The 13641-nt window shown below is 68.8% G+C and carries 11 protein-coding genes; 7 read left to right on the plus strand and 4 right to left on the minus strand.

Going from position 1 to position 13641, the window contains the following annotated elements; genetic code table 11:
- Nucleotides 1-26: 26 nt before the first annotated feature.
- Entirely contained in the window at nt 27-1430 is a 1404-nt protein-coding gene (locus VH326_RS07095) for an oligopeptide:H+ symporter (RefSeq protein WP_329631106.1), read from the plus strand.
- Here the strand turns inward: VH326_RS07095 and VH326_RS07100 are convergent, their stop codons facing one another.
- From VH326_RS07100 to VH326_RS07110, 3 genes are read right to left on the minus strand one after another with little or no spacing between them, the layout of a single operon-like run.
- On the minus strand, nt 1431-4829 hold the full coding sequence (locus tag VH326_RS07100; protein ID WP_329631107.1) for a chromosome segregation SMC family protein: 3399 nt from the start codon (nt 4827-4829) through the stop codon (nt 1431-1433). It lies immediately after the preceding gene.
- Nucleotides 4830-4860: 31 nt separating this feature from the next.
- Nucleotides 4861-5598, minus strand: a complete 738-nt coding sequence (locus VH326_RS07105) for a DsbA family protein (protein WP_329631108.1) — start codon at nt 5596-5598, stop codon at nt 4861-4863.
- Nucleotides 5599-5620: 22 nt separating this feature from the next.
- The gene (locus tag VH326_RS07110; protein WP_414714256.1) at nt 5621-6208 is read right to left on the minus strand and encodes a DUF721 domain-containing protein; all 588 of its coding nucleotides are present in this window, start codon (nt 6206-6208) and stop codon (nt 5621-5623) included.
- A gap of 14 nt (nt 6209-6222) precedes the next feature.
- Here VH326_RS07110 and VH326_RS07115 point away from each other — a divergent pair, with 14 nt between their 5' ends.
- The 4 genes from VH326_RS07115 to VH326_RS07130 are packed head-to-tail and all read left to right on the plus strand — an operon-like array spanning nt 6223 to nt 9885.
- Nucleotides 6223-7269 carry an A/G-specific adenine glycosylase gene (locus VH326_RS07115; protein ID WP_329631110.1) on the plus strand — a complete coding sequence of 349 codons (1047 nt, stop codon included), beginning with the start codon at nt 6223-6225 and terminating at the stop codon, nt 7267-7269.
- Nucleotides 7269-8624 (plus strand): serine hydrolase domain-containing protein, encoded by a 1356-nt coding sequence (locus tag VH326_RS07120; protein WP_329631111.1) that lies wholly within the window; start codon nt 7269-7271, stop codon nt 8622-8624. The genes VH326_RS07115 and VH326_RS07120 overlap by 1 nt, the downstream gene beginning before the upstream one ends.
- Nucleotides 8621-9526 (plus strand): NAD(+) diphosphatase, encoded by a 906-nt coding sequence (nudC, locus tag VH326_RS07125; RefSeq protein ID WP_329631112.1) that lies wholly within the window; start codon nt 8621-8623, stop codon nt 9524-9526. The genes VH326_RS07120 and nudC overlap by 4 nt, the downstream gene beginning before the upstream one ends.
- A complete protein-coding gene (locus VH326_RS07130) occupies nt 9505-9885 on the plus strand; it encodes a VOC family protein (RefSeq protein ID WP_329631113.1) in 381 nt (126 codons plus the stop codon). Before nudC ends, VH326_RS07130 begins: the two co-directional genes overlap by 22 nt.
- A gap of 68 nt (nt 9886-9953) precedes the next feature.
- Here the strand turns inward: VH326_RS07130 and glmM are convergent, their stop codons facing one another.
- Nucleotides 9954-11294 carry a phosphoglucosamine mutase gene (gene glmM, locus VH326_RS07135; RefSeq protein ID WP_329631114.1) on the minus strand — a complete coding sequence of 447 codons (1341 nt, stop codon included), beginning with the start codon at nt 11292-11294 and terminating at the stop codon, nt 9954-9956.
- Between the two features lie 71 nt (nt 11295-11365).
- Between glmM and VH326_RS07140 the strand changes: the two genes are divergently transcribed.
- Nucleotides 11366-12637, plus strand: a complete 1272-nt coding sequence (locus tag VH326_RS07140) for a dicarboxylate/amino acid:cation symporter (protein ID WP_329631115.1) — start codon at nt 11366-11368, stop codon at nt 12635-12637.
- On the plus strand, nt 12634-13635 hold the full coding sequence (locus tag VH326_RS07145; RefSeq protein ID WP_329631116.1) for an aldo/keto reductase: 1002 nt from the start codon (nt 12634-12636) through the stop codon (nt 13633-13635). Before VH326_RS07140 ends, VH326_RS07145 begins: the two co-directional genes overlap by 4 nt.
- The last annotated feature ends 6 nt before the right edge of the window (nt 13636-13641 follow it).

Genomic DNA, 13641 nt, shown 5'->3' on the forward strand with positions numbered 1-13641 from the left:
TGCTTCTTTGGCGGGGGAAGCGGACAATGACGATCGAAGAACCGGACGTTCGCCCCGACGCACTGATGCGCCCGCCGCACAAGCGCGAGTTTCTCGGACATCCGCTCGGCCTGCCGGTGATCGCCGGCACGGAAGCGTTCGAGCGGTTCAGCTATTACGGCATGCAGACCTTGCTCGTGCTCTACATGGTCAAGGTACTGCTGCTCCCGGGCCATATCGAAAATGTCGCCGGGTTCGGCTGGTTCAGCGGCGTGCTCGCGCTCATTTATGGCGCCGCGCCGACCACGCAGGCGCTGTCGTCGCATGTCTTCGGCGCGTACACCGCGCTCGTTTACTTGACGCCGATCCTGGGCGGCATCGTCGCCGATCGCTGGCTGGGCAAGACGCGGACGATCACGCTTGGCGCGCTGCTGATGACCGCGGGCCATTTCATGATGGCGTTCGAGGTGTCGTTCCTGCTTGCGCTGCTGCTGCTCGTGCTCGGTGTGGGCTGCCTCAAGGGCAACCTCGCGAGCCAGGTCGGCGCGCTCTATGGGCCAGGCGACAACCGCACCGCCGACGCGTTCCAGATCTATTATCTCGGGATCAGCTTCGGCGCGTTCTTCGCGCCTTTGGTGTGCAGTTCGCTCGCCGACAACATCGCGTGGCATTGGGGGTTCGGCGCCGCGGGCGTCGGGATGCTGATCGGGTTGATCGTCTATCTGAGCGGCCGTCGCCATTTGCCGCCCGACCGGCGAGTCGCGCGCGCGGTCGCCGCCAAGCCCGCGCCCGCGATGACATCGCGCGACTGGAAGGTTCTCATCCTGCTGTTGGCGATGATCCCGGTGCTGGCGATCGGCGCGCTGGGCAACCAGCAATTCTTCAACGCGTATCTGGTGTGGGCGGACCGGTCCTACGAGTTCATGCTGTTCGGGTACCGCATGCCGACCGGGTTCCTGGTCTCGTTCGATTCGATCACCGGCTTTTTCACGCTGGGCGGCGTGGTGATCTTTTGGCGCTGGTATGGGAAACGGCGGCGCGAACCCGATGAGCTGACCAAGATGGTGGTCGGCTGCCTCATTTCCTCGCTTGCGTTCATCCTAGTCGCGGTGGTCGCCAGCCAGCATGTCGCGACCGGCGGCAAAATCCCGTTATGGGTGGCGCTGGTCGTCAATACGCTCAACAATCTCGGTTTCGCGAACTTCTTCCCGGTCAGCTTGGCGCTGTATTCGCGCTCGGCGCCGCGCGCGATCGCCGCGACGATGATCGGCATCTATTACCTGTTCCTGTTCGCCGCGAACCTGCTGGTCGGGCTGGTCGGTGGGTGGCTCGACATCATGCCCCCGGCCCAATTCTGGGGCATCCACGTTGCCGCGATCCTAGGCGCCGCTGCGATATTCCTGCTGGTGAAGCTGGCGTTCGGAAAATTGCTCCGGCCCCAACCGGCCTGATCATTCGGCGGCGAGCAAGGTTTCCGCCCCGCCCAGATCGACCGACACCAAACGGCTCACCCCGCGCTCGACCATTGTCACGCCGAACAGGCGGTGCATGCGGCTCATCGTCACGGCGTTGTGCGTGACGATCAGGTAGCGGGTGTTGGTTTCCTGGGTCATGCGGTCGAGCAAGTCGCAGAAACGCTCGATATTGGCGTCGTCGAGCGGCGCATCTACTTCGTCGAGCACGCAGATCGGTGCCGGGTTGGTCAGGAACAGCCCGAAGATCAGCGCGACCGCTGTCAGCGCCTGCTCGCCGCCCGACAGCAGCGTGAGCGACTGCAATTTCTTGCCCGGCGGCTGCGCCATGATCTCCAGGCCCGCTTCGAGCGGATCGTCCGAATCGATCAGCTCGAGCCGCGCCGCGCCGCCGTTGAACAAGGTCGAAAACAGCCGCTGGAAATGGCCGTTGACCGCCTCGAACGCGGCGAGCAGCCGCTGGCGCCCCTCGCGGTTGAGCGTGCCGATCGATCCCCGCAACTGGCTGACCGCTTGGCCCAGCTCGTCGCGCTCGCCCGCCGCGTCGAGCCGCGCCGCGTCGAGCTCGGCAAGCTCCGTTTCCGCGACGAGGTTGACCGGGCCGAGCCGCTCGCGGTCGATCAGCAATTTGTCGTGCGCGACCGATTCGTCCTGCGGGTCGCCGACACACTCGGTGTCGAACCCGACGCGCTCGCCGAGCAGCGGCGGCGGGCAGGCGAAGCGCTCGCCCGACAGCCGCGCCATCTCGATCCGGCGCAGATCCTGGTTCTCCGCGCGCGCCGCCGCCCCGGCGCGTGCCTCGCGTGCGAGCGACAGCGCTTCGGCGGCGACGCGTGCGGCTTCCTCGACGCTGCGGACGCGCGCCTCGGCGTCGCGTTCGGCCGCCGCGGCGGTATCGGCGGCGGCGCGGAGATCGGCATGCCTCGCGTCGCCCGCCTCGATCTGCGCGGCGAGCTCCCCCGGCCGCGCCGCGGCGGCCTCGGCCTCGGCCGCTAGCGCGGCCGCGCGCTTCGCCATGTCCGCGATCCGCTTCGCGGCCTCGCCGGCGCGCTCTTTCCAGCCCTTCTGCTCGGCTTCGGCGGCGGCAAGCCGTTCGCGGTCGGCCGCAATCGCACGGTCGACCGCCGATCGCTCGGCGCGCGCGTTCGACGCATTCGACCGCCGGGTCTCGGCCTCGGCTTGCAATTGCGCGACCTCGGCGCGGGTATGGGCGCCGTTGGGGAGCGACGCGCGCGCCGCCTCCGCCCGCTGCAACTCGGCTTCGGCCTCCGCGACTTCGCCCGCCACGCGGCGTCCGCGCGTATCGAGGTCGGCGCGCATCGCTTCGATGCGTTCGAACTGCGCCGTGGCACGGTCCTCGGCGCGGCTCGCGTCGCGCGCCGCAGCGTCGGCGCGCTCGAGCGACGCGCGCGCCGCCGCCGCCTCGGTGCGTGCCGCGGCGATCTTCGCTTCGGCGGCGTCGAGCCGGGCATTCGCCTTGTCGAGCGCGCCTTGCGCTTGCGGCCGCGCCTTGTTGAGCGCCGCCAGCCGGTTGATCCGTTCGAGCCGCTCCGCTGCTGCCGCTCCGCCGCTCCGCGCAACATAGCCGTCCCACCGCCGCAACGTCCCCGCCAGCGTCACCAGCCTTTGCCCGACCGCGAGGTTCTGGCCGGTATCGGCCTCGGCGACGAGCACTTGCGCCAGCCGCCGCGCGAGCGCCGCGGGCGCCCCGACGTGATCGCCGAGCCGCGACAGCCCGTGCGCGCCGGGATCGCCCGGCTGCGGCTCGGCGCCCGCCCAATAGCGGTCGGCGGTGGCGTCGAGCCCGGTCTCTAGATCGTCGCCGAGCGCCGCCGCCAGCGCGCGCTCGTAACCGGGCGCGGGGCGGACATGGTCGAGCAAGCGGTCGCGCCCGGCCGGCCGAGTCGCCTTTTCGAGCGCGAGCAACTCGCTCTCGATCGTCGCCAGCTCCGCGCGCGCCGCCGCGCGTGCTTGTTCGGCGGCGTCGCGCGCTTCCTGCGCGGCGCGTTCGTCGGCGTCCGCGCGCGTTCGCGCGGTTCGAGCGGTTTCCGCCGAATCGAGCGCGTCGGTTCGCGCCTTGACCGCACGTGCTCGCTCGTCGCGCAGCGGCGCGGCATCGCCGAGCGTCTTCAACTCGGCCGCTAGCGTCGCCTGGTCGCGTAACGCGCGGTCGTGGCGTGCCTTCGCCGCCGCCGCCGCCGCTTCGGCAACGCGCGCGTCGGCGAGCTCGGCGGCCTGCCGGCTCATCGCTTGGGCCAGCGCGACATCGGCGTCACGGGCTGCGCGCTCGGCCTCGGCTAAGGTCGAATCGAGCGCGGGGAGCCGTGCCGCAGCCTCGTCGGCGCGCCTGGCCAGTGCCTTTACCTCGGCCTCGAGCCGCGCCAGCGCCTCGGCCGCGTCGACGGCCAGCGCACCCTCGCGCTCGCGATCTTCGGCAATTCGGCTGCGCTGGCCGGCGAGCTCGGTGATCCGCCGCTCGGCCGCGCCGTATTCGGCGCGCAACGTCGCCAGCGCATGCGCCGCTTCGCTCGCGGCCTCACGCGCGGCCATCGCCGCCGATCGCGCCTCCGCCAGTGCTTCGGTGGCAGCGGTCTGATGCGCCGCCGCGGCGCGCTGCGCTTCGGCCGCCTGCGCGACCTTCTCCTCGCATTGCGCGGCGTCCGCCTTGGCGGCATCGGCGGCGTTCGCCGCGTCGCGCCAGCGCGCGAAGATCATCCGTCCTTCGGCGACTCGGATCCTGTCCGATAGCTCCCGATAGCGCTCGGCCTGCCGCGCCTGCCGCCGCAATGCGTTCGCCCGCGCCTCCTGATCGCTCATGATCTCGTCGAGCCGCGCGAGGTTGGCCTCGGTCGCGCGCAGTTTCTGCTCGGCGTCCTTGCGGCGCACGTGCAGCCCCGCAATCCCAGCCGCTTCCTCGAGCATCGCGCGGCGCTCGGCGGGCTTGGCGGCGATCACCGCGCCGATCCGCCCCTGGCTGACCAAAGCCGGCGAATGCGCTCCCGTCGCGGCGTCGGCGAACAGCAGGGCGACGTCCTTCGCACGCACGTCGCGTCCGTCGATCCGGTACGCCGACCCGGCGCCGCGTTCGATCCGGCGCACCACTTCGGTCTCGCCGCCGTCGATCTCCGCGAGGATCGCCACTTCGGCGAAGTCGCGCGCGGGGCGGTTGTCGGTGCCGGCGAAGATGACGTCGTCCATGCCCGACCCGCGCATCGACTTCGGACTGTTCTCGCCCATCGTCCAGCGCAAGGCCTCGAGCAGGTTGGACTTGCCGCAGCCATTGGGCCCGACCACGCCGGTCAGCCCCGGCTCGATCCGCAAATCGGCCGCGTCGACGAAGCTCTTGAACCCCGACAGGCGCAGTCTTTTTATCTGCATGACGTCGGTGGCCCCCCAGCGCCGGCGGCGGTCAGGCGCCGCGCTGCGCGAGCACGGCCTTCAGCTTCGCCCAGGTATCGACCGAATCGAGCTTGACGTCGTTGAGGATGAAGGTCGGAGTCGAGTTGACCTGGAACTTGTCCTCGGCGAACTTGGCCTGATCGGTGATCCGTTTGATGCCCGCCGGATCGTTGAGGCAGGCACGCGCCTTGTCCTCGGGCAACCCGCGCTGCTTCATGAAATCGATATAACCAAGCCCTTCGGCATAAGCGGTGGCGACTTGGTTCGGGGTCGGGTTCGGCATCGCCTGGACCCTGGCGGAGACCGCCTGCTCGTTCTGCAACAGCGTTTCCTGGTTCTTGAACATCTGGTCGAGCAGCGGGAAGAACGTGGCGGTGTCGCCTGTGCACTGGCCGAGCAGGATCGGCGCGAGGTCAAGCGCGCCGTGGATCGGATATTCGCGGAATTCGTAGCTGACTTTGCCGGTGGCGATGTAATCGGACTTGAGCACGGGGAAACCCTCGGCGTCGAACATCCCGCAATACGGGCAAGCGCGCGACCCGTACTCCACCAGCTTGAGCGGCGCGTCGGGATTGCCCATGCGGAACCCGCCTTCGGGCGTCTTGCTGACCGTTTCGAGCCAGTTCTTGCCCGCCGGCGGTTTGACCGCAGCGACGCTGCCCGCGGGCGCGGTGGTGTTGGCATCCCCGCCGCCGCACGCGGTAACGAGGAGCAGCGGCAACGCAGCGAGCAGGGCAGCAAACTTCATTGGGAACTCCATCAGGCGAAGGTCATCGAATTTTTCCGGCAACGACGAGCGACTTGAGCTCATCGCCGACGATCGGCGGGCCGCTGGTCGCGGCGACGCCGGCGGCAAGCGCGGTCAGCACCGCGCGCAATTCGGGATCGGCGATCGCGCGCAATCCGTCGCCGAGTGCGGCGGGCGGCTCGATCGCGCGCAGGCTCGGTGGCGCGGTGCGCGACGGGCGCGGCGCGACGTTGCCTTGCTTGAGCACCAACCGCGCGACCGCGGCATAGCCGAAGAAGCGGTTGACCCGCTCGACGATCTCGGGCGCGATGTGCTGCATCATCGCGGCGTGCGCGCCCTTGACCGTCACGGTGAGTACGCCGTCGGCTTTCTTGCCCGGCGGGAAACGGATCGATTCGGGCGTCGACACGCCCGCATATTTGGCCCCGACGATCTCCGCCCAGCGCGTGACGATCCCCGCTTGGACGAAGCCGTAGCGCTTGAACGCCGCGCCGCCGACGCGCGGGAGCAAATCGGCCACCGCGCGCGCCGGCCCGCCGCGCGGGCGGCCGGATTCCTTGGGCTGGGCCGGAGCCTTGGGGGTGGCGCGCTTGCTCATCGCTTCATCCATGCCATAGCCACGGGGTGGCCGCCAAGCATTCTCCACCAACGCCGTCAGGGGCGATCGCGGACGACTTGCTCGGCTGGTATGACAGGCATCGCCGCGAGCTGCCGTGGCGCGCCTCGCCGGGCGAGGTGCCCGACCCGTATCGCGTGTGGCTGTCGGAGGTGATGCTCCAGCAGACTGGTGTGGCGACCGTCGCTCCGCGCTTCGCCGCCTGGATCGAGCGCTGGCCCGATTTCGCTAGCCTCGCCTCGGCGTCCGACGACGATGTCATGGCCGCGTGGGCTGGCCTTGGATACTATGCCCGTGCCCGCAACCTCGTCGCTTGCGCCAAGGTGGTGGTGGCGGAGCATGCGGGCGCGTTCCCGACCACCGAAGCCGCATTGCGCCAGCTTCCCGGGATCGGCGACTATACCGCCGCCGCAATCGCCGCGATCGCGTTCGAAGAGCCGGCGACGGTGGTCGACGCCAATGTCGAGCGAGTCGCCTCGCGCCTGTTCCGCGCCGGCACCAAGTCAGCCGTTCGCGCCGCCGCCGAATCGATCACTCCGCCCGTCCGCTCGGGCGATTTCGCGCAAGCGATGATGGACCTTGGCAGCGCGATCTGCACGCCGAGTAACCCGCGCTGCCTGCTCTGCCCGCTGCGCGGCGCTTGCGCGGCGTATGCGGCGGGCGATCAGGAGGCGTTTCCGGTGAAGCCCGCCAAGCCGCCCAAGCCGCAACGCCATGGCACGATCTTCTGGGCGCAAGCGGGCGACGAGGTGCTGCTCGTCCGCCGCCCGCCCAAGGGGCTGCTCGGCGGGATGCGCGCGCTGCCGACCGGGTCATGGACTGGCCATCCGCCGGGCGTGACCGACGCTCCGATCGTCGGCGACTGGCGCTTGCGCAACGCCACGGTCGCGCACGGCTTCACCCATTTCGATTTGCAACTCGCGCTTGCGACCGCGCGCGTCGAGCGGCATGCAGCCGGGGACGGCGCCATCTGGTGGCCGATCGAGTCGTTGCGCGAAGCGGGGCTGCCCACGGTCTTCGCCAAAGCGGCCGAAGCGATAGGAGGAGGGGCCTGATGCGCGCGTTTCTTACTCCCGTTCTGACCGGTGGCGCGCTCGCGGCGTTGCTCGCCGGCGGCGCCCTCGCGCGGCAGACCGCCGTCGCCCCCGCGCCGCAGCTTGCGCCCGCCCGCGCCAGCCCGTTGCCGGCGACTCAGGCGCTGTTCGATTCGTACGTCGCGAGCGGCAAGACGCCCGGCGTGGTCGGCGCGTTCGGTATCGGCGATCGCCCGACACTGTTCGTTTCGGCCGGGCGAGTCGCGCGCGACGATGACGCCAGACGCGCCGGGCTCGACAGCCTGTGGCGAGTCTATTCGATGACCAAGCCGGTCACCGCGATGGCGGCGATGATCCTGATCGATCAGGGCAAGCTCCGCCTCGACGAGCCGCTCAGCGACGTGCTCCCCGCGTTCAAGACGATGCGCGTGCTCGACGATCCCAACGGGTCGGTCGATGCCACGCACCCGGCCAAGGCGCCGATCACGATCCGCAATCTGCTCACGCACACCGCCGGGCTGGGCTACGATCTCGGCCAGCCGGTGGGGGCGAAAGGGACGCTGCTCGAACGATACCGCATGCTTGGCATCAATCCCGCGCAGATCAACGCCGCGGGGGAAGCGCAGTCGCGCCGAGTCCGTGCGCCCAACATCCAGGAATTCGCCAACCGGCTCGCGACCTTGCCGCTGATCGCCGAGCCGGGCACCAAGTGGAGCTATTCGATCGGGCTCGACCTGATGGGCGCGGTGATCGAGAAGGTGTCGGGGATGCCGTTCGATACCTTCGTCAACACCCGCATCTTCAAGCCGCTCAAGATGCGGTCGAGCTTCTGGACGGTGCCGAGGAGCGAGGTCGGCCGCTTGGCCACCGTTTACGCGTTCGGCCCCGGCGGTACGATGATCGCATTCGATCCGGCCGCGACTTCGGTCTATTTGACGCCGCCGAGCTTTCCCTATGGCGGCGCCGGGCTCGTCATGTCGGCGAGCGATTACGACCGTTTCCTGCACATGCTGCAGAACTATGGCGAGCTCGACGGCGTGCGCATCATGCGCGCCGAAACCGCGAAGCTCGCCATGTCCAACCTGTTGCCGCGCAGTGTCGAGTTCGGATCGCTGCCCGGCAATACGGGCGGCACGATGGGGCCGAAAATGGGGTTCGGTGCGGGCGGATCGGTGATCCTCGAGGACAAGGCGGATTCGATGGGCGTCGGCACCTATGGCTGGGGCGGCGCGGCTGGGACGATCGCCTGGGTCAACCCGGTTAGGAAGATGCGGGGGACGGTGATGGTCAATTATTTCCCCGGCGAGAAATGGCCGCTGCGCGCCGACACGGTGAAGGCGCTCCAGAGCGACATGGCGCGATACGCGCGGCGGTGATCGCACCCGGTTTCACAGCCCCAGGTTTTACTGCCCCAGGTCTTACTGGCAGTCCCCTCGATCGCGCCGACCACCTGCGCCACGATCCCGAAGGGCTGGCGGCGGCGATGGGGGACGGGCGCGCGAAGTTGCTCAAGCTCGAGAATTTCGAGCCGGAAGTGAGCGGCGACGGGACGCTCGGCTGGACCAGCCTGGCCGACGCGCCCGCCGATGCCGAGCTGGTGCTGCTCGGGCTGATCGACGGCAAGCCGCACTTCGCCGCTTATATCGACGGGATGCGCGCACCGGCGGGCCGCTCGCCCAGCTTGTTCCGCGCGCTCGACCAGATGCAGCCGGGCGAGGCTGAGACTTACGCCGCCGCGCGCAGCGTGCTCGACTGGCACAGCCGCCACCGCTTCTGCCCGAATTGCGGGAACGCCACCGCGATGTTCCGCGCGGGCTGGGGGCGGCTGTGCAACACGTGCGGCGCCGAGCATTTTCCGCGCACCGATCCGGTCGTGATCATGATCGCCGAGCATGACGGTCGAGCGCTGGTCGGCCGCGGCCCGCAATGGCCGCCGGGACGCTATTCGGCGCTCGCGGGATTCATGGAGCCGGGCGAATCGATCGAGGAAGCGGTCGCGCGTGAGATTTGGGAGGAGGCCGGCGTGCGCGTATCGAACGTGCGCTACGTCGCGAGCCAGCCTTGGCCGTTCCCCTCCTCGCTGATGATGGCGTGCATCGGGGTGGCGGAGGACGATGCGATAACGCTCGACGTCAGGGAGTTGCAGGACGCGATGTGGGTCGCGCGCGCCGATGTGAAAAAGGTGCTGGCGGGCGATCCTTCGGCACCGTTCCTCAGCCCACCGCATTACGCGATCGCGCACACCTTGCTGACCGCATGGGCCAACGAGGCGTGCTGATCGCCGAGCCGCAATTGTTCGTCACCGACATCGCCGCGTCGTGCGCCTTCTTCGCGCGGATCGGGTTTGCGGCGGCCTTCGTCCACGGCGATCCGCCCTTCTATGCGCAAGTTGCGCGCGAAGGCGCCCGGCTCAACCTGCGGCATGTCGACGGGCCGGTGTTTGACCCCGCCTTCCGGGTGCACGAGGCCGACGCACTGGCCGCGACGATCGTCGCCGATGCCATCGCCCCGCTCTACACCGAGTTCGCGGCGGCGGGCGTCGAGTTTCACCAGAAGCTGCGCCCCGAGCCTTGGGGTGCGCAAACCTTCATCCTCGCTGACCCCGACGGCAATTTGATCGCGTTCGCTGGCGGCTAACCGGTGTAACCTTGGGCCGCAGAACATCGCGATAGTGTGACCCTAGCGTGACTTTTGGGACTGGCCGTTCAGCCCGCCGCGGCCCTCACGGCGTCGCAGATGCGATCCACCACGGCTTCGACCTGGCCCGCATCCTCGCCCTCGGCCATGACGCGGATCACCGGCTCGGTGCCCGAGGGGCGGATCACCAGCCGGCCCTTGCCTTCGAGTTCGCCCTCGGCATCGGCGATCGCCGCCTTGACGGCCGCATCGTCGAGCGGCCTGCCGCCCTTGAAGCGCACATTCTTGAGCAATTGCGGGAGCGGGTCGAAGCGGTGGAGCAGCTCGCTCGCCGGCTGCCCCGAGCGCACCAGCTCGGCGAGGATCTGCAGCGCCGCGACCAGCCCGTCGCCGGTCGTCGCATAGTCCGACAGGATGATGTGCCCCGATTGCTCGCCGCCGACGTTATAGCCCTGGCCGCGCATCGCCTCGAGCACGTAGCGGTCGCCGACCGCGGTGCGGATCAGCTTGATGCCTTGTGCCGCCAGATGGCGTTCGAGCCCGAGGTTCGACATCACCGTCGCTACCAGTCCGCCATTGGCGAGGTTCCCGGCGCGCGCCCAGCCGGTCGCGATCACCGCCATCAACTGGTCTCCGTCGATGACTCGGCCAGTCTCATCGACGACGATCAACCGGTCGGCGTCGCCGTCGAGCGCGATCCCGATCTGCGCGCCCGATGCCACCACCGTCTCGCACAGCGTCTGCGGCGCGGTCGACCCGACCTGGTCATTGATATTGGTGCCGTTCGGGCTGACCCCGATCGCGATCACGTCGGCGCCCAATTCCCACAGCGCCGAGGGGGCGACCTGATAGGCTGCACCATTGGCGCAATCGACCACGATCTTGAGCCCGTCGAGCGTGAGATCGTCCGGGAAGGTCGACTTGGCGAAGTGGATGTAGCGGCCCTTGGCATCGTCGATCCGTCGCGCGCGGCCGATCTCGGGCGCAGGCGCTAGCGGCACCTCGCCGTCGATCAGTTTCTCGATCGCCATCTCGTCGGCATCGCTGAGCTTGTAGCCATCGGGACCGAACAATTTGATCCCGTTGTCGGCGTACGGGTTGTGGCTCGCCGAGATCATCACGCCGAGGTCGGCGCGCATCGATTTGGTCAGCATGCCGATCGCCGGGGTCGGCAGCGGCCCGACGAGAGTCACGTCCATGCCCACCGACGTGAACCCCGCCTCCATCGCGGCTTCGATCATATAGCCCGACAGGCGCGTATCCTTGCCGATCACGACGCGGTGCTTGTGGTCGCCGCGGACGAAGTGCGCGCCCGCCGCCATGCCGACCTTCATCGCCATCCCGGCGGTCATCGGCGCGGCGTTGGTGCGCCCGCGAATGCCGTCGGTGCCGAAATATTTTCTTGCCATCGTCCCCGTTTCCGTTCGCTATCTTGCGCGTCTTGGCCGCGTCTTAGCGCGGCGAACGGAGAAGGGCGAGCATGAGCCAGGCGTTTCGTATCCTGACCGCATTGGTTGCCGGGCTGGTCCTCGGCATCGTTCTCGCCAAATGGGGGCCGGGGGCCGGCGGCTGGCTGCTCGCCTTCACCAAGCCCGTCGGCGGTGCGTGGCTGCACGGGCTGCAGATGGTGATCGTGCCGCTGGTCGTCGCGCTGCTGGTGATCGGCATCGCCGCGTCGGCCGAGGCGGCGCGCGCCGGACGGATCGCGGTGCGCGCGCTGATCGCGTTCGTCGTGATCCTGTGGGTCAACACGATCATGTCGGCGATCGTCACGCCGTTGTTGCTCAACCTGTTCCCGCTCCGCGCCGACTGGGCGGCGGCGCTGCGCGCGTCGCTGTCGAGCGCAAAGTCGGGCGGGCAAGTGCCCGGGCTCGGCCAGTTCTTCGATTCGATCGTCCCGACCAACATCATCGCCGCGGCGTCGAGCGACGCGTTCCTGTCGCTCACCGTGTTCGCGATGGTGTTCGCGTTCGCGATCACACGGCTCCCCGCGCCGTCGCGCAAGCTGCTGATCGATTTCTTTCAGGCGATCGCCGACGCGATGGTGGTGATCATCGGCTGGGTGCTGGTGCTCGCGCCGCTCGGCGTGTTCTGCCTCGCGTTCGGGGTCGGGATGGAAACCGGCGCCGCGGCGTTCGGGGCGCTGGCGCATTACATCGCGACCGTCTCGACAATTGGCATTCTGGTGCTGCTGTCGGCCTATCCGATCGCGGCGATCGGAGCGCGCGTCGGGGTCGGGCGATTCGCGCGTGCGGTGCTGCCGAGCCAGGTCGTCGCGCTGTCGACCTCATCGTCGCTCGCCTCACTGCCGACGATGCTTCGGTCGAGCGAGGCGCTCGGCGCGCCGGCGAGCACATCCGGAATCGTGCTGCCGATCGCGGTCGCGGTGTTCCGCGCGACCAGCCCGGGCATGAACCTCGCGGTCGCGCTCTACGTCGCGCACTTGACCGGAACCGTGATCGGCCCCGGCCAGCTCGCCGCCGGGGTCGCCACCGCGGCGATCACGACGATGGGATCGGTATCGCTGCCGGGCACGATCAGCTTCTTCGCCTCGGTCGCGCCGGTATCGATCGCGATGGGGGTGCCGATCGAAGCGCTGGGCTTGCTGGTCGCGGTCGAGACCGTGCCGGATTTATTTCGCACGGTCGGCAACGTGACGATGGATGTGGCCGTTACCGCTACGATCGCGGCCAGAAGCGGAGGCGCTCCGCAAGGCGAGACCGATCGGATGCTCGAGGAAACGCCTGGATGAAGTATCGCACGCTCGGCCGCCACGACGGCGGCCTCAAGGTTTCGGCGATCGGCATCGGCTGCATGCCGATGATCCGCGGCGGCAATATTCGCTATGGCGCGGCCGACGACGACGAATCGATCGCGACGATCCACGAAGCGATCGACCTCGGCATCACGTTCTTCGATACCGCAGAAATGTACGGGCCATTCTCGAACGAGGAATTGGTCGGCGAGGCGATCAAGGGCAAGCGCGACGGGCTGGTGATCGCGACCAAGTTCGCGATGCGCTGGAGCGGCAATGAGGCCGTGGGCGTCGACGGCAGCCCTGAAAATGCACGGCGGGCCTGCGAAGGATCGCTCAAGCGGCTGGGGATTGAAACGATCGACCTGTTCTATCAGCACCGAGTCGATCCCGACGTGCCGATCGAGGAAACGATCGGTGGGATGGCCGAGCTGGTGAACGAGGGGAAGGTCCGTCACATCGGCCTGTCCGAAGCCGCCGCCGACACCGTGCGCCGCGCCGCCAAAGTGCACCCGATCACCGCGCTGCAGAGCGAATATTCGGTATGGGAGCGCGACATCGAGGGTGAGATTCTCGATGCCTGTCGCGACAACGGGATCGGCTTCGTGCCGTACAGCCCGCTCGGGCGCGGGTTCCTGGCCGGCGGCATCCGCAGCCTCGACGATCTCGCCGCCGACGATTGGCGCCGCAACGACCCGCGCTATCAGCCGGACACGCTGCCGCAGAACCTCAAGATCGTGGATGCGATAGCCGAGGTGGCCGAGCGCCACGGCGTGTCGAATGCGCAAGTCGCGCTGGCGTGGCTGCTTGCGCAAGGCGATGACGTGGTGCCCATCCCCGGGGTCAAGCGCCGCGTTACGATGCGCGATTCGGCCGCGGCGGCCGACCTGACGCTGGACGCGGAAGACGTCGCCGCGATTGCCGCAGCCGCTCCGGCGGGCGGCACGGCGGGTCCGCGCTACAACGAAGCCGGGATGAAACGCGTCAAGCTGTAGCTCGGC

It is taken from the genome of Sphingomonas sp. (assembly GCF_036269755.1).
Lineage (GTDB): Bacteria > Pseudomonadota > Alphaproteobacteria > Sphingomonadales > Sphingomonadaceae > Sphingomonas.